The 22925-nt window shown below is 55.8% G+C and carries 21 protein-coding genes; 6 read left to right on the plus strand and 15 right to left on the minus strand.

Annotated elements, in window-relative coordinates; genetic code table 11:
* Window positions 1-445 precede the first annotated feature (445 nt).
* Window positions 446-1615, plus strand: coding sequence for an MFS transporter (locus K0J45_RS17030; RefSeq protein WP_220043419.1), 1170 nt, complete (start codon window positions 446-448; stop codon window positions 1613-1615).
* Here the strand turns inward: K0J45_RS17030 and K0J45_RS17035 are convergent.
* Window positions 1612-2853, minus strand: a complete 1242-nt coding sequence (locus K0J45_RS17035; protein WP_220043420.1) for a cation:proton antiporter — start codon at window positions 2851-2853, stop codon at window positions 1612-1614. The genes K0J45_RS17030 and K0J45_RS17035 overlap by 4 nt on opposite strands.
* A 78-nt stretch (window positions 2854-2931) precedes the next feature.
* A complete protein-coding gene (locus K0J45_RS17040) occupies window positions 2932-4377 on the minus strand; it encodes an MBL fold metallo-hydrolase RNA specificity domain-containing protein (RefSeq protein WP_220043421.1) in 1446 nt (481 codons plus the stop codon).
* Between the two features lie 445 nt (window positions 4378-4822).
* Here K0J45_RS17040 and K0J45_RS17045 point away from each other — a divergent pair, with 445 nt between their 5' ends.
* Together K0J45_RS17045 and K0J45_RS17050 are read left to right on the plus strand one after the other, a co-directional pair.
* Window positions 4823-6754 (plus strand): bifunctional diguanylate cyclase/phosphodiesterase, encoded by a 1932-nt coding sequence (locus K0J45_RS17045; protein ID WP_220043422.1) that lies wholly within the window; start codon window positions 4823-4825, stop codon window positions 6752-6754.
* Window positions 6755-6931: 177 nt separating this feature from the next.
* Entirely contained in the window at window positions 6932-8137 is a 1206-nt protein-coding gene (locus K0J45_RS17050) for a GGDEF domain-containing protein (RefSeq protein WP_220043423.1), read from the plus strand.
* On the opposite strand, the gene K0J45_RS17055 is transcribed toward K0J45_RS17050, so the two are convergent.
* The 6 genes from K0J45_RS17055 to K0J45_RS17080 all read right to left on the minus strand — a co-directional run bounded on the left by K0J45_RS17055 (window position 8121) and on the right by K0J45_RS17080 (window position 13158).
* The gene (locus K0J45_RS17055) at window positions 8121-8897 is read right to left on the minus strand and encodes a Crp/Fnr family transcriptional regulator (protein ID WP_011867127.1); all 777 of its coding nucleotides are present in this window, start codon (window positions 8895-8897) and stop codon (window positions 8121-8123) included. The two genes, K0J45_RS17050 and K0J45_RS17055, sit on opposite strands and share 17 nt — an antisense overlap.
* Window positions 8898-9019: 122 nt before the next feature.
* On the minus strand, window positions 9020-9472 hold the full coding sequence (locus K0J45_RS17060; protein WP_220043424.1) for a copper chaperone PCu(A)C: 453 nt from the start codon (window positions 9470-9472) through the stop codon (window positions 9020-9022).
* Between the two features lie 20 nt (window positions 9473-9492).
* The gene (locus K0J45_RS17065) at window positions 9493-10131 is read right to left on the minus strand and encodes an SCO family protein (protein WP_220043425.1); all 639 of its coding nucleotides are present in this window, start codon (window positions 10129-10131) and stop codon (window positions 9493-9495) included.
* A gap of 17 nt (window positions 10132-10148) precedes the next feature.
* A complete protein-coding gene (locus K0J45_RS17070) occupies window positions 10149-10985 on the minus strand; it encodes a hypothetical protein (protein ID WP_220043426.1) in 837 nt (278 codons plus the stop codon).
* A gap of 86 nt (window positions 10986-11071) precedes the next feature.
* The gene (gene nirK / locus K0J45_RS17075; protein WP_220043427.1) at window positions 11072-12250 is read right to left on the minus strand and encodes a copper-containing nitrite reductase; all 1179 of its coding nucleotides are present in this window, start codon (window positions 12248-12250) and stop codon (window positions 11072-11074) included.
* A gap of 407 nt (window positions 12251-12657) precedes the next feature.
* Complete coding sequence (locus tag K0J45_RS17080) at window positions 12658-13158, minus strand: MarR family winged helix-turn-helix transcriptional regulator (protein WP_220043428.1); 501 nt, start codon at window positions 13156-13158, stop codon at window positions 12658-12660.
* A 177-nt stretch (window positions 13159-13335) separates the two neighbouring features.
* On the opposite strand from K0J45_RS17080, the gene K0J45_RS17085 reads away from it, so the two are divergent.
* Complete coding sequence (locus K0J45_RS17085) at window positions 13336-14232, plus strand: DMT family transporter (protein WP_220043429.1); 897 nt, start codon at window positions 13336-13338, stop codon at window positions 14230-14232.
* A gap of 88 nt (window positions 14233-14320) precedes the next feature.
* Window positions 14321-14530 (plus strand): TOBE domain-containing protein, encoded by a 210-nt coding sequence (locus K0J45_RS17090; protein ID WP_144202655.1) that lies wholly within the window; start codon window positions 14321-14323, stop codon window positions 14528-14530.
* Window positions 14531-14656: 126 nt separating this feature from the next.
* Here K0J45_RS17090 and K0J45_RS17095 read toward each other — a convergent pair whose 3' ends face one another.
* Both K0J45_RS17095 and K0J45_RS17100 read right to left on the minus strand, forming a co-directional pair.
* A complete protein-coding gene (locus tag K0J45_RS17095; protein ID WP_220043430.1) occupies window positions 14657-15031 on the minus strand; it encodes a GFA family protein in 375 nt (124 codons plus the stop codon).
* Window positions 15032-15135: 104 nt separating this feature from the next.
* A complete protein-coding gene (locus tag K0J45_RS17100; protein WP_190272400.1) occupies window positions 15136-15291 on the minus strand; it encodes a hypothetical protein in 156 nt (51 codons plus the stop codon).
* 514 nt (window positions 15292-15805) lie between these two features.
* On the opposite strand from K0J45_RS17100, the gene K0J45_RS17105 reads away from it, so the two are divergent.
* Window positions 15806-17863: a TonB-dependent receptor gene (locus K0J45_RS17105; RefSeq protein WP_220043431.1), complete on the plus strand. Its 2058-nt coding sequence runs from the start codon at window positions 15806-15808 to the stop codon at window positions 17861-17863.
* A gap of 75 nt (window positions 17864-17938) precedes the next feature.
* Here K0J45_RS17105 and K0J45_RS17110 read toward each other — a convergent pair whose 3' ends face one another.
* The 5 genes from K0J45_RS17110 to yegS all read right to left on the minus strand — a co-directional run bounded on the left by K0J45_RS17110 (window position 17939) and on the right by yegS (window position 22756).
* Window positions 17939-18919 (minus strand): sensor domain-containing diguanylate cyclase, encoded by a 981-nt coding sequence (locus tag K0J45_RS17110; RefSeq protein WP_220043432.1) that lies wholly within the window; start codon window positions 18917-18919, stop codon window positions 17939-17941.
* 200 nt (window positions 18920-19119) lie between these two features.
* Window positions 19120-19656, minus strand: a complete 537-nt coding sequence (locus K0J45_RS17115; protein ID WP_220043433.1) for a response regulator transcription factor — start codon at window positions 19654-19656, stop codon at window positions 19120-19122.
* Window positions 19653-20840, minus strand: coding sequence for a sensor histidine kinase (locus K0J45_RS17120; protein WP_258406846.1), 1188 nt, complete (start codon window positions 20838-20840; stop codon window positions 19653-19655). Before K0J45_RS17120 ends, K0J45_RS17115 begins: the two co-directional genes overlap by 4 nt.
* A gap of 69 nt (window positions 20841-20909) precedes the next feature.
* Complete coding sequence (locus K0J45_RS17125; protein WP_220043435.1) at window positions 20910-21833, minus strand: dTDP-4-dehydrorhamnose reductase family protein; 924 nt, start codon at window positions 21831-21833, stop codon at window positions 20910-20912.
* Window positions 21833-22756, minus strand: coding sequence for a lipid kinase YegS (gene yegS / locus K0J45_RS17130; RefSeq protein WP_220043436.1), 924 nt, complete (start codon window positions 22754-22756; stop codon window positions 21833-21835). Before yegS ends, K0J45_RS17125 begins: the two co-directional genes overlap by 1 nt.
* Between the last annotated feature and the right edge of the window lie 169 nt (window positions 22757-22925).

A 22925-nucleotide genomic window follows, 5' to 3' on the forward strand; every position in this document is an offset into this window, starting at 1 on the left:
CTGAATCGCTGCAAACTGGTCATGGTTAGCCTAGCCAGTTTAGAAAAGACAGGATGAAAGTGGTAAAAATTTGGCCGTTAACTTAAAAATTTACGGCCTTTAGCTACATAATGGCAACAAACAACAAGCTGGCAACATAAAAACTATCAATTAACGCCGGATATCTGCCACAAAAAGTTTCAAACCGGCCTCAAACCAGGCTTAACTGCAAGAGTCCATCAACAAGAACGGCTGTGTATTATTTATTCACATAATGGCTTTTCAGAGCAAAATTAGCACTATTAGTGCGAATTTTATATCAAAAAATCATCAGTTATCAAAATTCACTTTACTTAACGCCTCGCTGGCACTACATTTCGCTTCCCGCTAAACAGTGAATAAATGGCAGTCCAATACACACTCACTTCCAAGATGCCATTTACCCGACTTAATTTGGAGATTATTGGTGTTAGACGTCGCCGATAACTGTAAATCGAACAATCCTACGGCACCCGTAATAGGTCTCTCTTTCTTTGCCGTCGCCTCAGGTTTTCTGATGAGCCTGATCCCCCTATCATTGGGCAACTTCGGCCTGTCGCCGGATCTCGCCCCTTGGCTCGCCAGCATCTTCTACCTGGGGTTGCTCCTCGGCGCATTGAGGGTCGAGCGCCTGATCGCCAAAATGGGCCACAGACGCGGCTTTGTGCTGTTTCTCTCCCTGCTGATCGCCAGCATAGTGGCCATGTTGCTCTTGCCTGGTGCCGGCATCTGGCTCACGGCACGCCTGCTCGCGGGTTTCGCCGTCGCGGGCGTCTTCGTGGTGGTCGAATCCTGGTTACTGATGGCCGATAGCGTCAAGGCGCGCGCCAGACGACTGGGGATCTACATGGCCGCACTTTATGGCGGCAGCGCTCTCGGTCAGCTGGCCATAGGTGAACTGGGCACTCAGGGCGTCTTACCCTATCTGTTTGTCATCGTCCTGCTCCTGCTGGCAATAATGGCCCCAGTGCTGATCCGTTCTGGAGAGCCGGCCCATCAAGCTCAGCAGAGACTCTCACTCAAGGAGAGCGCCAACCTGAGTCGCCCGGCAATCATAGGCTGCCTGGTCTCGGGCCTGCTGCTCGGCCCCATCTATGGGCTGATGCCCGTCTATATCGATAATCAGGTAGACGAGCCGACCCAGACGGGACTCTTGATGGCGGCGATTATCTTAGGTGGCATGGCGGTGCAACCGTTGATTAGCTATCTCTCGCCGCGGATGGACAAGCGTCTGCTGATGGCCATGTGTACTCTGGTGGGCTTGGTCGGTGTGGTCGGCGCCATAGAAACCAGCGCCTTTATATTTAAGGGATTGAGCTACTTCATCCTGGGGGCGGCCAGTTTCGCCCTCTACCCTATTGCCATCTCGCTGGCCTGCGACAGACTGCCGAGCACCAAGATAGTGTCGGCGACCGAGGTGATGTTGCTCTGCTATAGCCTGGGCTCTGTGGCCGGGCCCCTGCTGGCCTTGACCCTGAGCGATAAACGCCACGGCATGATGATCTATCTGGCCATCTGTCTGCTGAGCACCTGCCTCTACATGCTATTCAAGAGCCTGCAGAAACTCGACGGTCAGACAGATCGCCTGCAGAGCTAAACAATACTGTCCTCGCCATCGGTATCAGCCTCAGCTGGCCGATGGCGTTTGGCATACCAGTTGGCCAATGGCTGAGCCGATAGACCATGGGCCAATATGCTCATCAAGACGGTCACAGTTACCACGGCATAGAGGGTCTCGAACCCCTTGATGCTGCCCATCTCATGGGCGACGATCAGCACATAGAGGATAGAAGCGATCCCCCTGGGGCCGAACCAGGCGATAAAGGCACGGGTCGCCAGATCTAACTTGGTGCCTATCAGAGAGATCATCACGGGCAACATACGCAGCAAGGTCAGGCTAAGCAGGGCGTAGATAATCACCTCAATAGTGACATAGGGCAGCGTGGTTGGCACAAACGCCAGGCCGAAGATGAAGAAGCTTATCAACACCAAGAGTTCCCCCTCGCTCTCGGCAAAGTCTTCGATATGCCCCCTGGCCATCTCGCTGGTATTACCGGCATAGAGACCGGCGAAGAAGGCGGCGATGAACCCATTACCCGAAAACTCCTCCGCCAGATAGAAGGCCAATATCGCCAAGGCGATGGGGATCAGGTTGAGGTAGGTCTCCACCATGCCATCACGTTTGAAACAAAAGATCTGCAACTTGGTGCCCAGATAGCCGACGGCGCCGCCCACCAAGGCGCCGAACAGGATCTGCTGCATCACATAGACCAGCCAGTGTTGATCCTGGGCGTGCTCCAGGCCGCTCATGATCAAGGCCACCACAGTAATTAACACGGGGAAGATAATGCCGTCGTTCAGCCCGCTCTCCACATTGATGGTGGAGCGTATCGTCTTGGGCACCTTAGGGTCCGAGACCACCGCCTTACCCAGGGCTGCATCCGTCGGGGTCAGCAGCAGGGCTAACATCAGCAGATAGAGAAAGGGTTGGTCGGGAAAAAAGAATCCCGCCACTAGTGTGCCAGCCGCGACCGTGATCGGCAGGCCAATAAACAGCAGGCGCGCCGGTAGCTGCCATGACTGCTTAAGCAGCCTGAGATCCAGCAGGGCGGCGTCGCTAAACAGCACCAACACCAAGGCGATTTCCACCATGATAGTGACAAATTCGGCATCCACCTTCACCTGAGTCACATCCAGGCCGAAGGGGGACAACAGCAGGCCGAAGGCGGTAAATACCATGGGACCCGAAATGTCGAAACGCGCCAACCACTTAGAGATATAGCCGTAGAGCAACACGACTAAGGCAATGATAAGTATGACGATATGTTCATCCATTGGGGCTTTCCTTGGCTGACTGATGGCTTGTAGCTTAAGCTAGCAGAAATTATTCCCCATGGCTCTAGCTGAAACGAACTAATCTCGGTCTAGCAGCCAAACCAGCTCCGGCAAGGCGGTAAGGTCTAAGGTATCGCCCCGCTCGGCGATCACCACATGGGGCGACTGGCTTCCCTCTGGCACCAACTCGGCCTTGAGCCGCTCCTGCGCCTCGCGCTCACCATGGATCAGAATCAGCGGCGGCGTGTGTTTAAAGTGTCGATACCAATGGATAAGCTCGGCCTGATCCGCGTGAGCCGACAACCCGCCGACCGTATGTATCTTGGCCTTCACCGGAATATCGCGGCCATGTATGGTGAGCGACTCGGCGCCATCCACCAGTAGGCGTCCCGGCGTACCCAGGGCCTGGAAACCACAGATGATCACATCCGACTGGGGATTGGCCAGGTTATGCTCCAGATGGCTGCGGATCCGCCCGCCGTTGCACATGCCGCTACCGGCGATGATGATCAAACCCTGATGGATCTCGTTAAGCTCCATCGACTCTTGGGTGCTGTCGATAAAATCCACATTCGAGAGCAGCGGATGTTTGCCCGGCGACAGACGGGTGAAGCGCTTAAAGTCCTCATCCATCAGCTGATAGTTGGCCACATAGATCTGAGTCGCCTTGATCGCCATGGGGCTGTCGAGACAGATACGCCAGTTGGACAGCGCCCACTCCTTGGCATACAGATGAAACAGATAGAGCAGCTCCTGGGCCCGCCCGACGGAGAATGCGGGTAGGAGAATATTGCCGCGGCTCTCCTTAATCGTCTTGGCGAAGATCGCCTTAAGCTCCTCCAGGGTATCATCCCAGCTGCGGTGTAACCTGTCGCCATAGGTGCTCTCCATCAACACCAAATCCGCGTCATCGATCAGCGTAGGATCATCCAGGATCGGCATACCCGCCCGCCCCAGATCGCCGCTAAACACCAGCTTCTTGCGCTCACTCCCCTCCCCCAGCCACAACTCGACCACGGCCGAACCTAGAATATGCCCGGCATCGCTTAAACAAGCCTTCAACTGAGGCACCACCTGTACCGACTGACCATAATCGAGGGCGACAAACTGCTTGATCACCAGCGCTACATCTTCTTCGTCGAACAGGGGCTCCAGCGGCGGCAGATCCATCTTCACCCGCTTCTTGTTGAGGCGCTCCACATCGCGTACCTGCAGCATGGCGGCATCCCTGAGCATCACCTCACACAGCTCAACCGTCGCCTTATGGGTATAGATGGGGCCGGTAAAGCCAGACTTAACCAGCAGAGGGAGACGCCCCGAGTGATCGATATGGGCATGGCTGAGCACCACGGCATGAATCTCTGTTGGCTCGAAGAGGAAGGGCTCGTGATTGCGCAGTGCATCGAGCTTCCCCCCCTGGATTAGGCCGCAGTCGAGCAGCACCTGACGACCCGAGATATCGAGAAGATGACAGGAGCCCGTCACCTCCTGGGCTGCACCGAGAAAAGAGAGCGTCATCTGCATAACAGTGTCCTTTGAATAACAAGGTCCTTTGAGCAACAAGGCCTTAGAGTGCCCGTAAGCGGCTAGGCAAAGAGAATACCTGGCCCAAACGAGCCTGAAAGAAATGATTCAGCTTATGGTTAAAAGATAGTCTTTTTAGTAGCTTCCAACCAGCGACAGCCAGGTTAAATCTTGGTGTTAGACAAAACACCTCGCGAGCCTTCCCCCACAAAGCTGATTGGAAAAACAACAGAAATGTGCACAGAGAATCAGCTTTATCGAGGGCCACTCGGCTGCCAAGAGCGGGGAACCTTAAAAAGCTCAACACAAAAACGTGACCCTTTAGGTAAAATTGGCCCTAACTCTACTTCTGATTAAAAAAACAACAAACCAGCGAAAGACAGGGATGAAATCTTTAGGTTATAGTTAGTTAAACGGATGGCACACGCGCTTTTCAGGATCCCCTATGAAGCCCTATCAAGACGCTCTCTCATTGCTGGAGCAAGACCCGCTCTTCAGCCAGACTCAGGTCAACACGGCCCAGCTTGCGGTGCCGGATGAGATGTTTAACGGCTGGCAGCAAACCTTAGATCTCCTATCGGAAATCGTCGACACCCCGGCCATCCTGATCATGCGGGTGACGGAAAGAGATATCTCTGTCTTCACCACCAGCCATCATCCAGATAATCCCTATAAACGCCATGACACCGAGAGCCTGGGCCATGGTCTCTACTGCGAGACAGTGATCAAGCGCCAAGCTGAGCTGGTCGTGCCCAACGCCCTAAAAGATAAGGAGTGGGATCGCAATCCAGATATCAAGCTGGGGATGATCGCCTACTGCGGCCTGCCGCTCACCTGGCCCAACGGCCAGCCCTTCGGCACCCTGTGTATGCTGGATAACAAGGAGAGGGACTACGGCCGCACCTTTCGCCATCTGCTGGCGCGGTTTCAAAACGCCATCAATGCCAATCTCGCCAGCCTGTATCAGAGTGCCAAGCTCTTCCATCTCAACCAAGTCTTAGAGACTAAGGTGCAGCAACGTACCCTGGAACTCACCAGGCTCAACAAGAAGCTATTGAGCGAGATAGAGCAGCGCACCGTTATCGAAAATTCACTGCAATTTCATAAAGATCACGACCCATTGACTGGTCTGGCTAATCGACTGGGGTTTGTGAATCAGCTCTCACAGCAACTCAGCCAGCCCGATGAACTGTCTACCTATGTGATCTACTTTGGCCTGCGCAACTTCAAGTCGATCAACGAGAGCTATGGCTATGTGGTCGGCGACAAAGTGTTGCAGCTCTTTAGCCAGCGCATCAAGCGCATCCTGGATAAGGATACCCTGTTTGCCCGCATCGCCGGTGCCGAGTTCGTCATCGCCCACAGGGGCAAGAATCCCCTGGAGCTTCCCCTGATCGACAGCATAATACAGACAGCCAATATTCCCTTCGCCCTGGCAGAGTTCAGCATCAATATTCCCTGCTGCATAGGGGTCGCGGTCGCACCGGCGGACGCCCAGGAGGCCTCGGAGCTGATGCAGAAAGCCGGTGCCGCCATGAGCATCAGCAAGGCCGAGGCTACGCCCTACAGCTTCTTCAACAAGCACACTCAGACCAATATCGAGCGCCGTTGCCTGCTGGAATCGCACCTGGTGGATGCCCTCAAACATCAGGAGCTGAGCCTGCATTACCAGCCGCTGTTTAGCCTGCAACACAAGCGGGTTATCGGTGCTGAGGCCCTGCTCCGCTGGCACAGCCCACAGCTGGGCGATGTACCGCCGGATCAATTTATCAGCCTGGCGGAGCACAATGGTCAGATCATCGCCATAGGTAACTTCGTGCTGCATACCGCCATCGAACAGGCCGCCAAGTGGCGCAGCCAAGATCCCAACAGGCCGTTTAGGGTGGCGATCAACATCTCGCCGCTGCAGTTTCGCGACACCGATTTTGCCGACTATATTGCCAACCTCTTGAGTATCTACCGCCTGCCGGCCTCCGCCCTGGAAATGGAGATCACCGAAGGCGTGCTGCTGCAAGATGAGCAGCTGGCGCAGCATATCATTGGCCAATTGCAGGCCCTGGGGGTGAGGATCTCCCTCGACGACTTCGGCACCGGCTACTCCTCACTGAGCTACCTGCAAAAATACTCCTTCGACACACTGAAGATAGATCGCTGCTTCATCACTAATCTGGAGAAGAACGAGCAGGACAGAGAGCTGACCCGGGCGATCATCGCCATGGGCAAGAAGCTGACACTCAACGTGATCGCCGAAGGGGTAGAGACTCAGGCGCAGGATGCCTTTATCCGCCAGGAGGAGTGCGACTTCGGTCAGGGTTATCTCTATGGCAGGCCTGTGGATGCGCAGACCTTCGAACGCGACTATCTGAGCGCTGACTAAGCTAAAGCTAAGCCCCGACAGTTCTAGAAGTTCATGGCCAGACCGAATCACCCAGCGCCGCGAAACCTGATAAGCGCTAGCCCGCTGACCGACAAGACGAACACAACAATTTAGTAACAAACAGTTTCACTCGACGCCACGGCTGCTTTATAGTGTAAAAAAATAAAAAGATCGCTTATGAATATTGACCCCATTGCCGAGCTCTTGGTGCTATTTATCTGCCTGCTCGCCAGTACCTCTACCCTTGCCTGGGGCCTGATGGCCTACCCGCTGCGCATCGCTCCCCGCGCCAGCACCTATTTCTCCCTTGCCAACCTATTGATCTTAATGGGAGTGCTCCTCACCACACTCAGAGATCAGACGCCGAGCTATCTCTACTGGTTGGGGGCAGACATGCTGCTGTTACTCGGTTTCGTGCTGCTTCGTAGCGGCACCCAACGCCTGTTTCGCCTGCCAAGCAGCATCAAAATAGATCTCGCCTTACTACTCCTGACCGGGCTCTTGATGCTAACTCAGCCAGCCAGCATAGCAGCCAGCGATACCCTGGGCATCTTCTTCTCCTTCATGGCCGCCAGCACCTTCTTGCTGATGGCCAAAGACAATCTGGTCGCCCTGGAACACACGGTCAAACGCCCCATCGCAGTGATCCTCTTGAGCCCCATCGCCCTGATGGGGGTCATTTTTGGCCTCAGGGCGCTGTTGCTGCTCATCGAGCCTGCTCTAAAATCCCACCTGGCCAGCATTCAGAGCGCCGACGCCATCCCCATGTTGTGGCTGTATGTGGTCATGACCTTGTGGATCAACGTGATCATGATGGGCAACGCCCTCACCCGTCTGGTGCAGAAGATGCGCCAACAGGCAGACAGGGACTATCTCACTGGGCTATGGAACCGGCGCGCCATGCAGCAGCAACTGGAGCAGCTGCATCAGCGTTGGCTTAGGGATGGACAGGCCTATAGCCTGATCCTGTTCGATCTGGATTTCTTCAAACAGATCAATGACAAGTTTGGTCATTCTGCCGGGGACGCCGTGCTTGTTAAGACGGCGCAGCAGATAGGTAAGGTCACCCGTGCCATGGACATCTTCTGCCGCCTCGGCGGCGAGGAGTTTCTTCTGGTGTTACCCGGCACAGATGGCGAGGTGGCGAAGATCATCGCCCAGAAATTGCAGCAGGCCCTGAGACAATCCAGCCTCAACTGGCAGGGCAGCCTGATCCCCATCAGCGCCAGCTTCGGCATAGTCACTACGGCAACAGGCGATACACCGGACAGCCTATTGGCGCTTGCCGACAAGGCGATGTACCGCGCCAAGGAGACCGGCAGGGATCGCTGCTGCACGGCAGAGCGAAGGCTAGAGCAGGCTCAGGCTACACCATCTCAATAGCGATCTGCTGACAGGGCGCCTTACCCGAGCGAATGAGCGGCTCGCTGGTCTGGATTGCCTGATTGGCAAGGGGCATGTTGGCGCTGGTATAGAGCTTAGCGAGATCTTTGATATCTATGGCGCCACGAGACTCGCCGATGATCCCTTCGGTCACCATCTTCTTCATCAGGCGGGAAAAAGTTTCTGGCTGAATCGACAGGCGCGATGCCAACACACGTTTAGGAATATCCAACTCGACCCGCCCCTGGTTGTCGCCGATCTTCTGCATGTTGCGCAGCAGAAAAAGCAGCAGACGCGACTGGGCATTCTGCACAGATAACAGTTCTACCTCATTGATATCCTTGCGTAACCTGACACTCATCTCCGCCATGATGGCGATGCAGGCATCGGGATTGCCCCTGAGCATGGCGAGGTAACCTTCGCTGTCGAAACTGACCAGGGTGCAGTGGGACACGGCCTGGGCCGACACAGGATAGGAGGCCTGCCTACTAAACATCAGCGCCTCGGCGAAGGTGCGCCCCTCGCGCACCACCTCTATCACCTTGTCCTGACCCTGCAGGCTGGTGCGATAGAGTTGCAGATGCCCCTGAATCACCAGGTAGAAACGCTTGGCCAGATCGCCCTGATAGAACAAATTTTCGTGGGCGGCCAGGGTGATCTTGGCGGCCTGCCCCAGCAGGCGACACAGCTCCTCTTCGCCCAATGCCGAAAACAGGTGGTGTTGGTGAATGCAGGCCTTAATCTGTGGATCTGTTATCATCGCGCCTTCCTTAGTCCTGTCGCTCCGTTAATCTAAATCACAACCTGATAACAAGTCGTGATCTAGATCATAATGAACAGGTATTAAAGATGAATCAAATTCAAAAAGCGCGTGAAGCTAAATCAGTGATGCATGCTGTGGTCGTGAGCCTCTCCCTGGGCCGTGACTTTTGCCGTCACCGACAGTGTCTCGCCATCCGCCAGAGTTAGGGTCAGAGCCACCTCTTCACCCAAAGCCGGCACGCCGGTCTTAAAGTCCGACATCATGCCGTGATAACCACCGGGCGCCAATTTCACCATGCCATGGGGCGGGATCTGTATCGCCTCCACTCCCTGCATCCGCATCACCTCGTTTTCCATCAGCGTCTGATGCAGCTCGACCACGCCGCGAGGACTAGTGATCGCCTTGAGCACCAAGGGCTTGTCGCTCGGGTTATGTAGGGAGAGATAGACGGGCACTACGCGAGAGGTGGGCGGCATGCCGCGGATCCAGGCGTCGTGTACCATCAGCTCGCTGGCCTGCGCGGCACCGAACCAACTACAAAGCAACACAAATAAGCAGAAACGACCTTTCATATGATTTCCTTTTTTCATGATTAGAGCAGACTCTCGATCTGTTGACGCATCTCGTCTATGGGGGTGCCAGTGTAGAAGAAACCGCGCACCCGCTGTTTGCCATCGAGCACGAAGATCTTGGCGGTGTGGGAATAGAGATAACCCTGCCGCTTAGGCGCCTTGCTATCTTCCAGGCTCAGCTTCTTATACTCAGTAGTCACCTTCTCCTCCGCCAACTTGGTGTAGTCGGCCTTAAACAGCGCGGCGACCTCATCTATCTTCTCCCGCTCATCCACCAAGCCGATAAAGCTGGGGTCGAAGTAGCTGAGGTATTTGTTCAGGTGCTTGGGCGTGTCGTAATCGCTGTCGATGCTGATGAAGAGCACCTGAATGCGATCTCGGGTCTCACTCGGCAACTGATGCATCAGCTGGCTGATGTGGGCCATGGTCGTTGGGCAGATGTCGGCGCAGTTGGTGTAGCCGAAGAACATCATCACCACCTTGTCGTGAAAGTCCGACAGACGAACCTCGCCCCCCTTGCTGCTGCGCAGGCTAAAATCGCCGCCAATCCCCTTGAGGATAGGCATGTTCGCCATGCTAGCAGCGCTCATCAGACTGCCCATAAGCAGCACACAGAGGCTCAGGGCCAGATGAAACTTACCTTGGTTAACTCGTGTCATAGTCAATTCCTTCTCTGCTAACAACGCACCTCGGCGCCGAGATCTGTCACCGGCGGCAGGTACTCGGCACGGTACAGCACTACCTTGGCACCCTCTGGGGTCACGGTGAGCAGCATGGTCACGCCGACTCGCGCCAGCTCGACCTCGCCCTCGCTGTTGGTGGCCGTCCACTGATACTCGAAACTCAAACGGTATTGCCCTGCCTCGGGCGTCAGGCTGTAGTTCTTGATCACCCGCCGGCTGTCGCTGTGATTCAGGCTGTGCAGGTAGGCGAGATACTGGCTCGGGGTCTGGCTAGCATCTTCGGGGCCGGTAAAGCTTGCATCCTTAGCTAACAGACTGAGCAGACCTGCGTCATCCAACCTATCTAGCGACTCGGTCCAGCGATAGAGCGCCGCGCGAACCAGATTGATCTCGGCGGCGGGGCGATAGCGGGAAGTAAAGTCATCATACTCGTTGACCAGAGTGACGCTGCTGCGCACCAACCCTTGATTATCCAGGCTCAGGCGCTGCACCACATATTGCCCCTTCACCTCGCTCTCGCCTTCGGTTGGCGAGGCCAGCTGAAACTCTGTCTCCACCTCGACCTCAACACCCTCCTGACTGCGGGCAATAGGGGTGATGGACATGAGATGATGGGCGCCCTGACTTGGCAGGCTGCCAGCATATTCGGCGTAGTCCACTAGATCCCTCTCTGGCGCCAAGCGCTTGTCTGCCTGACCCATATCCAGATTGGCATACCAGAGATAGACATTTGCCTCCAGGCCATAGTCCACCTCGGCGGCCGCTGCGCTGGAGGTTATAACAAACCCGCCCAGCATCATCAGCAATCCCATCAGGAGTAACCTTTGCATCCGCATCTCCCATCGTTGCGACGATAATTGGCTCGAGCCTCACCTAGACCCGAGCCCTTTTTGCCTAAACCCCTAGCGCTTAGCCCTTAGGCCGTGGCTATGCTAGATGGCTTCTTGAGCTGCACCATCAGGTTGTCATCCCACTCGCCGTCGACCTTCACGTGAGCCGCGGCGCCTTTGATGATCGCCTCGATCAAGTTGTGGTTCACGTAGGCATAGAGGCCGGGCTGGCGGAAGGTGTATAGGGCGGCGCAGGCACTGCCCCCGGCGACCATCCAGGTTTCCAGGTTGGTCTGCGGCGCATCGGTAAATGAACCCGCTGGCCAGACATAGTCACCGTGTCCGCCGATGATGTGAGGACGGGTGTCGCGGTTCGCCTGAGAGTGTACGAAGAGCACAGACTCACCCACCTTGGCGGTCATGGCGTTCTTGCCTGTCAGGGCACCCACGGCGCCGTTGAACACCACGTGAGATGGGGTAAGTGTCTTCATCACCTCAAGCACCTCACTCATGCTACCCATCACAGTGTCATAGGCCTTGTATTTGCCGTTGGCATCCTTTGGCACATAGAAGTCGGCTTCGCCTATGTAGTAGGCCTTGTCATATTTAACTGGCTTGCCTTCGGCATCTTTCAAGCCGTCACGAGGCAGCACCATGATGGCGCCGTGCATGCCCATGGCCACGTGCCAAGGGATCATCACCCCGCCCGGCGCACAGTGATACACGAAGGTACCCGCCTTGGTCGCCTTGAAGCGGAAGGTCACCTCCTGGCCGGGAGAAACCAGGGTCAGCTCGCCGCCGCCCAGGGCGCCGGTAGCCGCATGCAGGTCGATGTTGTGGGCTAGGGCGTTGCTCGCAGGGTTTACCAGAGTCAACTCGACGAAGTCATGTTGATGACAGACGATGAGGGGGCCAGGCACGCTGCCATTGAAGGCACAGACCCAGGCCTTGGTGCCGTTTTCCAGCTCCACCTGCTTCTCTTCTACCACCAGCTTCACCTGCACCACCTTAGGCTTACCCTTGGCGACCTGATCATGCTTAGGCACCATAGGTGGTGGCACCAGGTCTAAGGTGACGCGCTCAAGCTGCTCCGCCTTATAGTTGGCCATACGGTCTGACTTGGTCTGGGTGGTGGCCGAGACACTGCTTGATACCAAGCCGGCCGCCATACCCGCGCCCACCAGGCCCAGACCGACTGAACCACTCAAGAAGCTACGACGTTGCTGATCGACATTCACTGCAGGGGTAGAAGATTGCTTTTCCATAAAATACTCCGTTGTTAGCGCATTTCACCAAAGGGGTTCAAACTGCCAGAGCCACTGTGATGAAGGTGTTATTACCTTGTTGCAGTTAAGACTATGCCTTTGACGCAGATTGAAATTGACTTTGGTCAAGTCGCTCAAGAAATTTCAAATTGGCTAAATTAGCCGAGAAAAGCGGGGGATTTCAGGCGAGAAATGAGGCGAAAAAACAGGCAAAAAATCCCTGCTATCCCAGACCGGACGGCGGGGTTAAAAGGACAATAGGCGGCGAGGTTCAGGCTGTCAAAGTGACCGGGAAAGCCCCAGCAAGCCTTGCCATTTGTAATGATAAGTTTACAGAAATGAGAAAGCTAAGCGGTGAAAGAGTCGGCAGATTCAGGTTGCTCTCCACCGACACAAGAAGACGAAGTTTAAGACTCGAATGCCTGCAGCCAATGTTTAAACAGCTCATCCAGCTGCTGTTTTTCATCTAACGACAGTTGACTGGTCAGGGCCTGCTGCGCCGCCACGTGGGCCTCTATAGCCTCGTCGATCAACGCGAGCCCCGCCTCGGTCAGGCCGACACTGACGCTACGCCTGTCTTCCTGACAATGGCTGCGGGAGACCAGCCCCTTTTTCTCCAGGCCATCGACGCGATTGGTCATGGCACCCGAGGTGAGCATCATGGCCGCCAGCAGATCCGAGGGCGTGAGGCGATAGGGCTCTCCCGAGCGGCGCAGGGTCGCCAGCACATCGAACTCCCCCATGCTGATGCCAAACTGCTTATGACAAGCACTGACCTCTGTCTCCAGATGTTTATAGATACGCATCATGCGGCCGAGGATCGCCATCGGTAGGGTATCCAGTTGCGGCTTCTCCTTGGCCCATTGGGCCCTTAGGCGATCGACGCCATCGAGGTGATTTGAGTTCATCTGCTCTCCGAGAACACATAAAGTGGTGTCAGGCTCAATGGTCACGACCATAGAGGAAACGGTAACCACAGGCATTTATCTTTAGGTAAAGATAATTAATCCTTAGATACTTTACAAGCAGAATCAAAAGGTGCAGACTTATATCTTCACGTAAAGATACTTTTTGTTGAGATAAATATGAATGTACTGCTAGCCATGATCCCCGCCTTCTTCTGGGGCACCACCTACGCGGTGACCCAATATACGCTGCCGGACTGGCCTCCTCTGTTGCTTGGTGCCTTGCGAGCGCTGCCGGCCGGCCTTATCCTGCTGGCGATCAGGCCCAGCCTGCCAAAGCGTCAGGAGTGGAGCCTGCTGATTCGCTTAGGCTTTATCAATATCGCCGCCTTCTTCAGCCTGATCTTCGTCATGGCGCTCACCCTGCCCTCGGCCATCTCGGGCGTCGGCATGATCTCTGTGCCTGTATTTGCCATGCTCTACCAGTGGCTGTTTCATGGGCGGCGCCCCGGCCTGAGCCAGGGCTTCTTCGGCCTGGTGCTGATCGGCCTGGCCTGGCTACTGTTTAACCCCAACTCCATCAGCCTCAACCCCATAGGTCTGCTCGCCATGTTGGCGGCCATCAGCTGCATCATAGTCGGTAGCGGCATCACTAAGGCTCTTGGGGATCGCATGCATTGGTGGACGGTATTGACCTGGCAGCTGATCATCGGCGGCGTGCTGCTGAGCCTGGCGGCAGGCGTGCATGCCTGGCTGGCACCACAAGGCTATGGCAATGCGCTTAGCCAACTCAGCCCGAACAACTTTTTCGGCATCGGCTGGATCATCCTGCTCAATACCGTACTGGGCTATATCATGTATGTCTGGCTGTTGCAGCGCATGAGCGTGGTGGACTTTACCTTTGGCGGCATCGCAAACCCAGTGGCGGGTATCGTCTCTGGCATGGTGCTGCTGGGCGAATCTTTCACGCCGCATCAGTACCTGCTGATGTTGGCCATGATCGCCGCCTCACTAATGCCGCAAATCATAGGCCTGATCGGTGAGCGCAGGCGTGTCGCTCAGGCTAAACTCCAATAGGCTTCACAAATATCTATGTTTGAGTTTCCCCAATTTACACTAAGGGTTACCATGGCTTTTTCATTAATTAACAGGAAGATAAATGAATATGAAAATTAGCGCACGCAACAACCTTACCGGTAAGATCAAGGCAATCGAAGAAGGTTCGGTAAACAACGAAGTGGTGATCGAGCTAGCTCCGGGCGTTGAGATCACCTCTGTGGTCACCAAGAAATCATGTGAGCAGTTGGGTCTGGTGGTGGGCGGCGAAGCCTATGCCATCATCAAGGCGAGCAATGTGATGATCGCCGTCGACTAATCACTCTTTCGAGATTGATTTAGGCATAGGGCTGGAAAGTTAGAACAGATGCCCTATGCCGACACCGCTTAGTCTAAACGATAAAATCGAGACGCTTTAATCTCAGCGATTTTAATCTAGGCGCCTTTAATCCAGGTACTGCCAGGTGTCGGCACCATCGAAGTGGCGGACCTGAATATTCTCGCGCAGCGCCTGTGGCGCCATCCTGAAGTTCAGCGCTATCCTGGGCTCACTCACCTTGTCCGTCGTCATGGTATGGGTCACGCAGCCACAGCGCTTGCAGTGGTAGAAGACCAGATACTTATCCCCATGGCTATACCCCACAGACGCGCTCTCCTCCTGGCCGGACGGTGCCAGCTCGTTCAGGCTGACCTCCTTGGGATCAAAATAGCCCCACAGGGCGGCATAGCGGCTGCAGATGGAGCAGTTGCAAGAGGTGAGCGTTTCTGGAGGCGTCGCCAGGGTCAGTTGTACCTGCCCACAATGACAAGAGAGTTGCATGTCAAAATATCCTTATTTTTTAAGTCATGCCTAACCTAAAGGGTTAACTCTCTTATATCAAGACAAGGACTATTGGCCCCGGTTATCGCTGGCGATGATGGCGATCAGTTATACCCCAGGATATAGCAATCTGGCTCTTCATCTTTAAGATCTGTCTCGTTACCCGCCAACATCTCCTGCAGCCATTGACGACGTGTCATGGCGCCATGATCAGATTCAGTCTCGGTAACTCTGTGCGCTGTGTTTGTTTCGTGTTCCATAATCAATACCCAATTCATCTTCACCCGTCGGTAATTCATCCGACCCTAATTAAGTATTTGAGAGCACAACAAAACGCCCGCCGCGTTTAATTTATCAAACACTTAAATTTGATTAAATGACTGAAAACTATTGATGTCAATAAATTTTATTGGTCATACAAATAAACCAACAAAAGCTGCGCTCAGAAACCAGTAAATCGCAAAGCATTAATTATAAAGAATTTTACAAACTGAATTCTGTATTCAATCTTTTAAAAACCATAAACCAAGCTACTCGTATCCTTAAAAAAATTAATCTTCTGACCATCAAAATTAACGCCTCACACCCGATTGATAAAGCAAACACTTGTTTGAATATCAATTCCTGGCGAGCCTAAAAGCCAAGAATTGGCTGCCAAACCACTCAGGCGCGCACCGGGTGCGACACCTTGTCGCACTATCTGAGATTGCCTTTGTCAGGCCTAAGCAGGGCTGCCACAATGCCGCCACCTAACTACCTAAGAACTACAAGATTATGGCGCTGCGTCTCTCTTTCCTTACGCTCTCAATCGGCACTGCCTTGCTGACTCTACCCTTTGCTCAGGCTCAAGAAGCCGCCTTCGAGATCATCGAAGTCCATGGTGCCCACCAGGGTAGCTATACCTCGGTGACGCCCGAGGCCCAGGCACCCGTCAGTGACATCAGCGGTCTGCTCACCCAGCTCCCAGGCACGGCCGTCAACGGTAACGGCCCGCTGACCGGCATCGCCCAGTATCGCGGCCTGTTCGGCGACAGAGTCAATACCCAGGTCAATGGTGTCTCCCTCGCCGGCGCAGGCCCCAATGCCATGGACACTCCGCTGAGCTATGCCAGCCTGATCAACAGTGAGCGCATCGAGATGCACCGCGGCATAGCCCCCGTCTCGGCCGGCACTAACACGGTAGGCGGTAGCATCAAGGTGATCGAATCCCAGGCCAGCTTTAACGATACTCAGGGTCGCATCGCCGCCCAGTATCAAGGCAATGGCGGCCAGAGCCATCTGGGGGCCAAGGTCAATGTGGGTGGAAAGAACCACGCCCTGCTGGTCTATGGCGACCTCATGCATGGAGATGAGGATATGAAATCCGGCGACGATCTTCGCCTCTCTCCCACCGGCTACGACAAGCAGATCATCGGCGGCCAATACCGCTTAAACCTCAGCGACAAGGGGTTGGACGATGAGTCCATCGCCATCGGCTATCAACATCTGGAAACCACAGAGGCGGGCACCCCGGCGTTGCCTATGGATATCGACTTCATCCGTACCGACAGGGTGAAACTCGAAGGTGAGCACAGGCTCGATACCTGGGATCTCAACTGGCATCTGGCCTTTAGCGATGCCAGACACGGCATGGACAACTTCAGCGAACGTCAGAAGCCAGAGAGTGCCAACGCCCGTTACAACAACGCCGAGAGCCAGAGTTATGATATGGCGCTGACACTGGGCAGAGATGCCTGGCTGTTTGGCCTCGACAGTCAGCTGAGTGAACACAACTCGCTGATCACAGATCCCACCAAACCCATGTTCAGGGTCGACAACTTCAACAAGGTGCAAGACGACACCTACAGCGCCTTCGCCCAATGGCAACAGGAGATCGACCAGTGGCATTGGCAGCTCGGCGCCAGGGTGAAACACTACCGCACCGATGCCGATGAGGTCAGCCACTCAATGGCTGGCGCCATGCCGGCCATCAAGGTGTTGATGGACAGATATAACCAGGCGGATCGCACCCAGGCGCAGACGGGGCTGGATCTGGTGATCAACGGCCGTTATCGGGTCAATGAGGAGTTAACCTGGATACTCGGGCTGGCCCGCAAACAGGACAGCGCCAGCTATCAGCAGAGATACCTGTGGATCCCGATGCAATCGACCGGTGGACTCGCCGACGGGCGCACCTATGTGGGCAAGATGGATCTGGATCTGGAAACCGCCTATCAGCTGGAGCTGGGCGCCGACTTCAACCGCCAGGGACTAAGCATCAGCCCACGAGTCTTCCTGCATCGCATCGACGACTATATCCAGGGTGTGAAGTCGACCGATCCCGCGGTGATCATGGCCGCCAACATGATGGGCAGCCAAGATCCGATGGAATTTGCCAATGTCGATGCCCAGCTACTGGGGATGGATATTAACGCCAGCTATGAGATAACAGATCAGTGGCAGCTGGATCTCCTAGCCAGCTATGTCAGCGGCGAGCGCCGCGACATCGACGACAACCTCTACCGCATAGCACCGCCAAAGGTAAATTTGGGGCTCAACTTCAGAGAAGGCAACTGGTCTGCCCGCATCGAAGGGGTGATGGTGGCGGCTCAGGACAAGGTATCAGAGAGTCAATCCGAGCAGGCGAGCGCCGGCTACGGCCTGGTCAACCTGGTACTGGCCTACGACAGACAAAACTGGCTGGTTAAGGCTGGCGTCAACAACCTGTTCGATATCGACTATGAAGATCATCTCGGCGGCTACAACCGGGTATTCAATGCCGACCTGGCACCGGGGCAACGCATGCCGGGCACTGGCATGAATGCCTGGCTCACCGGGGAGTATCGCTTCTAACAGTTAACTCGTTTTTGGGAACCCTCCACTGCGCTCCCGGCCCCGAGCACCCTGCACGCTCGGGGCTTTTTTTATCTACAACGCCTGTTTGTCACGTTTACGGCGCAGCATATCTTCGTCGGCCTGCGCCAGCAGGGTATCCAGTCGCGCATCCTGATCCACTATCTTATGGCCTATGGTCACAGTCACCTCGGGTAGATGGCTGTCGAGCATGGCATTATCCAGCCCCTGCATGATGCGTGTCTCGGTGGCAATCACATCCTCGTCGCTCTGACACATGAGCAGCACCACAAACTCGTCGCCGCCTATGCGCCCCACCACATCTGACCCTCTGACGCTCTGCTTGATGATCCCCGCCAGCAGCTTGAGTACCTCGTCGCCCACCGAGTGGCCGTGGCCGTCATTGATCCCCTTAAAGTTATCGACATCGATATAGAGCATCGCCAGACGGCTGTCGTTGCGCTGAGCCAGCTTCATTCGCTGTCTGGCTAACCCATTAAATCCACGACGATTATTGATATGACACAGGTCATCCAGATGCGCCAGCTGCTTGAGCTCACCGTAGATATCCAGCAGGGCAAGATCCGCCTCGAGGATCTCCTTGAGTTCGTGGATCAGCTCGATATAGCTGTCTTGATACTCTGTCTTGGCATAGTCCATCACACAGAAGGTGCCGAAACAGCGGCCATCGGGCCAAAATACCGGCACCCCGAGATAGGAGGAGAAGCCATCGTTTTGTACCTCGGGATTGGTGTCCCAGCAGGGATCTATCTTGGCGTCGGGCACATAGAGCGCCGCCTGAGTTTCGACGATACGCCGGCAAAAAATATTGGTATCGGGCGGGATCACCACCCCAGACGGATAGGGGTTGCTGACCTGCTTGCTGGCGATGGTCACCTGAAATCCCTTCGGGGTGTATTGCACCAAGAAGCTGGCCGGCGCGTTAAACACATGGGCCAGCAGGTTAACGGTCTTCTGCCATTTATCGAGCGAGATGAGATCGATAGGATTATCGAGAAGAAAGCGTTCACTGCTGTACAAAGATTCTGTCGACATCGCATTTCCTTTCTTGAGGATAACGAAATCGCCTTCCTAGCGTCTTGACCTCAGGTCAAACACACCTGCCTGTGAACTAGCCATGCCTTAGAGCATAGAGGTCAACGGAGAGCAATTCAAACCCAAATAATAAACATTATAAATACATCTTTTATTAAATTATGGGATGAATTACTCACTAGAGCAATGCTCTAGCAAGCTTATTGACTGATATCTTGAGGCTTCTTAAGCAGCTTGCGCTGCAGGGTTCGCCTGTGCATTCCCAGTTGCCGCGCCGTCGCCGACACATTGCCCTTGTTGGCGGTCAGCACCTGCTGCAGATGTTCCCACTCCACCCGCTTAGGGCTCAGTGGCGCCTCATCCACCTCGGGGGCGATCGCCTTGGGCGCCTTATCGTCCAGCACCTTCAGCAGGGTCGCGGTATCGGCCGGCTTAGTCAGATAGTTATCGGCCCCCAGACGCATCGCCTCGACGGCGGTGGCTATGCTGGCATAGCCGGTCAGCAGCACCAACACGGCCTGGGGCACGGCCCCCTTGAGCGGCGCAATCAGAGCCAGGCCATTGTCCTCGGCCAGCTTCATGTCCAGCAGAATATGGCTGGGTTTAAACTGACGCGCCTTGAGCAGCGCCTGGGTGGCATCGTGGGCCATCTCACATTCAAAGCCGTGCTTGCCCATGCGCCGCGCCAGGATCCCGGCGAAACTCTGCTCATCTTCGATGATCAATAAGCGCTTCATGCTGCCCCCTGTATCGGCAGGTAGACCTGGGCCACGGCGCCTCCATCCACATGACTGCCGAGGATCAAGCGCCCGCCCAGACGCTCCAGGCTCGCATGGCTGAGCAACAGGGCAACCCCCATCCCCTTGGGCTCCTCGATTATCTGATGCCCGAGCTGCTGCACCAAAGACGCCGGAATACCCGGGCCAAAGTCGCGCACACCAAGCACCAGTTCATTCCCCTGACGCAGGGCCGAGAAGCTCACCTTCTGCTCCCCCGTCGCCTCCTGGCTGGCCCTGGCACCATTCTCGATGAGCGCCAGTAAGGCGGGCTGCAGGCTTGCATCGACCCGCAACTGCAGCCTGTCGAGGCCATCATCTGGCTCCAACGACAGTTTCACCGCCGGCATCAGCAGATTGACCTGCTCACTCAAACCACTCAGCAGTTGCTCGGCGGATTCCAGCCGCTGCGCCCCCTCGCGGATCGATTCGGTGGCGCTGCGCAGCGCCGTCAGGGTGGACTCGCAAACCGTCAGTGCCGATTGCATCTCCTGCAGCGCAGGCCCATTACCATCGGCCTCCTCCTGCAACTCATCCACCAGCAACCTCATGCTAGCCAGTGGGGTCGCCAGCCGGTGAGCCATCTGCGCCGAGGCGGTGCCCAGGGCGATCAGCTTCTCCTGACGCAGCTGCGCCTCACGCATAAAGGCAAGCTGAGCATCCTGGCGCCGCATGCGTTTGGCCAGCAGGGCCACACTCGTGGTCAACACCAGGGAGGAGATGATGAAGTTGACCCACATCCCCAGATAGTGGGACTGCATATCCATGCCGTGATGACTCATGGCGCTCTCAGGCATGGTAAACAGCATCAGGCTGTAGGCCAGATTTGACAGCAGGGCCAATGACCAGGGCGCCCAGAAGGGCAGCAGCACGGCGGCGATCGCTATCGGCAGCAGAAGCAGGGAGATGAAGGCGTTGGTGGCGCCGCCGGAGAAATAGAGCCAGGAGATCCATAGCAGGGTGTCGAGCACCAGGGCGATAAACAGCCCAGACTCGCTACTGAGCAGGGGCTTTCTCAACCAGAAGGTGAAGCTTAAATAGAAGGCCTCGAGGATCAAGGTGAGGTTCAGCGCCGGGCTGTGAAGCGACAGGCCGAAGGTGTCGGCAAACAGGAAGGTGAGACAGAGTTTTAGCATCAAAGCCATGATGCGCAGCAAGGCCAGTTGGTCGGCGGCCCGGTAGCGGCCATAACTCAGAGTCGTCACATTGCTTTCCTATTTGAGATCAAAGACTAATCCTATCTTCACCAGGGCATCGCCCGAGCGGGACAGGCTGTATTTTACGCCCTGTTCGAAGTCGATTTCACTCTTTATTGCCAAAGATTTGAGGCGCGCCATACTCAGGCTGCAATCCTTGGGTCGCTTGGCCAGGTCGCTCGGGCTCGACTGAGGCGAGATTTGCTGACTGCTCAGCCCCAGGATCTCGGCCATCTTAAGCAGCATCTGGTACTTGGTCATGCGCTCTTCGCCGGTGAAATGATAGATGCCCGCCACATCGCCCACCTCTTGTTGGCGCGCCACCAGCTTAACCAGGGCGTTGGCGATATCCTGTGTCGAGGTGGGGCTGCGCACCGCCCAATCGTCCTGCTGGGTAGGTGCCTGATTGACTAATTGTTTTAGCATCACCAACACCGCCGACTCCTCCAGCGACTCGACCCGGCCATAGAGGATGGGCAGGCGTAGCACGGCGAACTCTCTGGACACCCCAAGCAAGGCTAGCTCCCCCTCACGCTTGGTCTCACCATAGAAATTGAGCGGATGGGTCTGGTCCTCTTCGTCATAATCGGGCGAGGTGCCATCGAACACATAATCTGTGGAGATGTAACAAAGCCAGGCGCCATTGGCCTTAGCCGCCTGGGCCAGCCGTCGGGTTGCGGCCAGATTCAGGGCCTTTGCCGCCTCGGGGTCGCGCTCGGATACATCCGGTCGCCGCTCGGCCGCGCAGTGTAGAATCACCTCGGGTTTGTGGGTCTCAATAAATCGCTTCACCGCCCCCTCGTCGGTCAAATCCAGTCTATGGGTATCGGCTTCCGCGCGCGAATAGCCGCAGGCCAAAAGCGTCACCGGCTCCTTTGCAAATTGCTCAACTAAAGCGCGTCCCAGCAGGCCGGTGGCGCCAGTTATCATTATCTTCAGCATTAATGGGATTCTCTGTTAATCGGCTCGCTGCCCGGTTGCAGCATGGGGCATTTTTCGGGTAATACCATGGCGATCGCGCCGGCCTTAAGCTCGAACTCCACATGAGACTCGGCGATAGGCTCGCCGTCTAGATTGATGGGCATAGGCGGATTGGAGCGCCAGCCGGCCTGGGTATCGCGGTGATATTTCACATACTCATTGTCGGCCTTAGGCGACTGCAACTCGGCGATCACCTGGGCCAGGGCCTCGATGGGAAACTGATGTAGGGCCACCAGGTCCATCAGACCGTCGTTAATATAGGCGTCCGGCGCCAGCACCTGGCCGCCACCGGCCTGACGACCATTACACACTGCGCCCACCAACAACTGCTGCTGGCTGGCCTCGCCATGTATGGTAAATTCGCCGTCATAGGGTTTGAAATTGAGCGCCTGCACCAGCCCGGACAGGGTATAGGCGCCGCCACCGAGAAAGTGTTTCAGCGCCAGCGGCGTATTGGCGGTGACCTGGGCGCCGAAACCACCACTGGCAATATTCACCACATACCTGTCGTTGGCGCGGATCACATCCACATCATAGGCAGAAGCTTCGGCCGCCAGCCTCAGCGCCGCCTCCAGATCAGCTGGCACCCGGGCCGCTGTGGCAAAGTCGTTGGCGGTACCCAGCGGCAAGATTGCCAGCTCGCAGCGCTTATCCTTTTCATGGTCCATCAAGGCGCTAACCAGCTCGTTGAGCGTTCCATCACCGCCCGCCGCCACCACACGCTGACAGCCCTCGGCGATAGCCTCATCCACCAACCGGGCCACATCCCCGCCCTCGAAGGTGACTCGCACCTGAATCTCATGATCGGCGCGCATGCTGGCAATCGCCTGGCGTAGCAGCTCATCACCGGCCTTCTTACCATTGAGTATGATGCGAAGCTTCATATTTACTCTCCAACTGAATTGCCTTTGACAAGGCGCCAAGCGCTCGACCCATGATAGCAGCAAGCCGCGACGGGCTAAACCTGATTGGCAGCCAAACCACACCATTAAACGAGTTTAATCCAAGGGAATTTGCCGCGCTCGGCGCAACAGGATATCCTCTTAAATCATC

The sequence above is a fragment of the Shewanella alkalitolerans genome (assembly GCF_019457575.1).
GTDB lineage: Bacteria > Pseudomonadota > Gammaproteobacteria > Enterobacterales > Shewanellaceae > Shewanella > Shewanella loihica.

Coding starts and splice junctions, on each gene's coding strand:
- K0J45_RS17035 (WP_220043420.1), bottom strand. CDS start 2,853: ATGGATGAACATATCGTCATACTTATCATTGCCTTAGTCGTGTTGCTC.
- K0J45_RS17040 (WP_220043421.1), bottom strand. CDS start 4,377: ATGCAGATGACGCTCTCTTTTCTCGGTGCAGCCCAGGAGGTGACGGGC.
- K0J45_RS17045 (WP_220043422.1), top strand. CDS start 4,823: ATGAAGCCCTATCAAGACGCTCTCTCATTGCTGGAGCAAGACCCGCTC.
- K0J45_RS17050 (WP_220043423.1), top strand. CDS start 6,932: ATGAATATTGACCCCATTGCCGAGCTCTTGGTGCTATTTATCTGCCTG.
- K0J45_RS17055 (WP_011867127.1), bottom strand. CDS start 8,897: ATGATAACAGATCCACAGATTAAGGCCTGCATTCACCAACACCACCTG.
- K0J45_RS17060 (WP_220043424.1), bottom strand. CDS start 9,472: ATGAAAGGTCGTTTCTGCTTATTTGTGTTGCTTTGTAGTTGGTTCGGT.
- K0J45_RS17065 (WP_220043425.1), bottom strand. CDS start 10,131: ATGACACGAGTTAACCAAGGTAAGTTTCATCTGGCCCTGAGCCTCTGT.
- K0J45_RS17070 (WP_220043426.1), bottom strand. CDS start 10,985: ATGCAAAGGTTACTCCTGATGGGATTGCTGATGATGCTGGGCGGGTTT.
- nirK (WP_220043427.1), bottom strand. CDS start 12,250: ATGGAAAAGCAATCTTCTACCCCTGCAGTGAATGTCGATCAGCAACGT.
- K0J45_RS17080 (WP_220043428.1), bottom strand. CDS start 13,158: ATGAACTCAAATCACCTCGATGGCGTCGATCGCCTAAGGGCCCAATGG.
- K0J45_RS17085 (WP_220043429.1), top strand. CDS start 13,336: ATGAATGTACTGCTAGCCATGATCCCCGCCTTCTTCTGGGGCACCACC.
- K0J45_RS17090 (WP_144202655.1), top strand. CDS start 14,321: ATGAAAATTAGCGCACGCAACAACCTTACCGGTAAGATCAAGGCAATC.
- K0J45_RS17095 (WP_220043430.1), bottom strand. CDS start 15,031: ATGCAACTCTCTTGTCATTGTGGGCAGGTACAACTGACCCTGGCGACG.
- K0J45_RS17100 (WP_190272400.1), bottom strand. CDS start 15,291: ATGGAACACGAAACAAACACAGCGCACAGAGTTACCGAGACTGAATCT.
- K0J45_RS17105 (WP_220043431.1), top strand. CDS start 15,806: ATGGCGCTGCGTCTCTCTTTCCTTACGCTCTCAATCGGCACTGCCTTG.
- K0J45_RS17110 (WP_220043432.1), bottom strand. CDS start 18,919: ATGTCGACAGAATCTTTGTACAGCAGTGAACGCTTTCTTCTCGATAAT.
- K0J45_RS17115 (WP_220043433.1), bottom strand. CDS start 19,656: ATGAAGCGCTTATTGATCATCGAAGATGAGCAGAGTTTCGCCGGGATC.
- K0J45_RS17120 (WP_258406846.1), bottom strand. CDS start 20,840: ATGGCTTTGATGCTAAAACTCTGTCTCACCTTCCTGTTTGCCGACACC.
- K0J45_RS17125 (WP_220043435.1), bottom strand. CDS start 21,833: ATGCTGAAGATAATGATAACTGGCGCCACCGGCCTGCTGGGACGCGCT.
- yegS (WP_220043436.1), bottom strand. CDS start 22,756: ATGAAGCTTCGCATCATACTCAATGGTAAGAAGGCCGGTGATGAGCTG.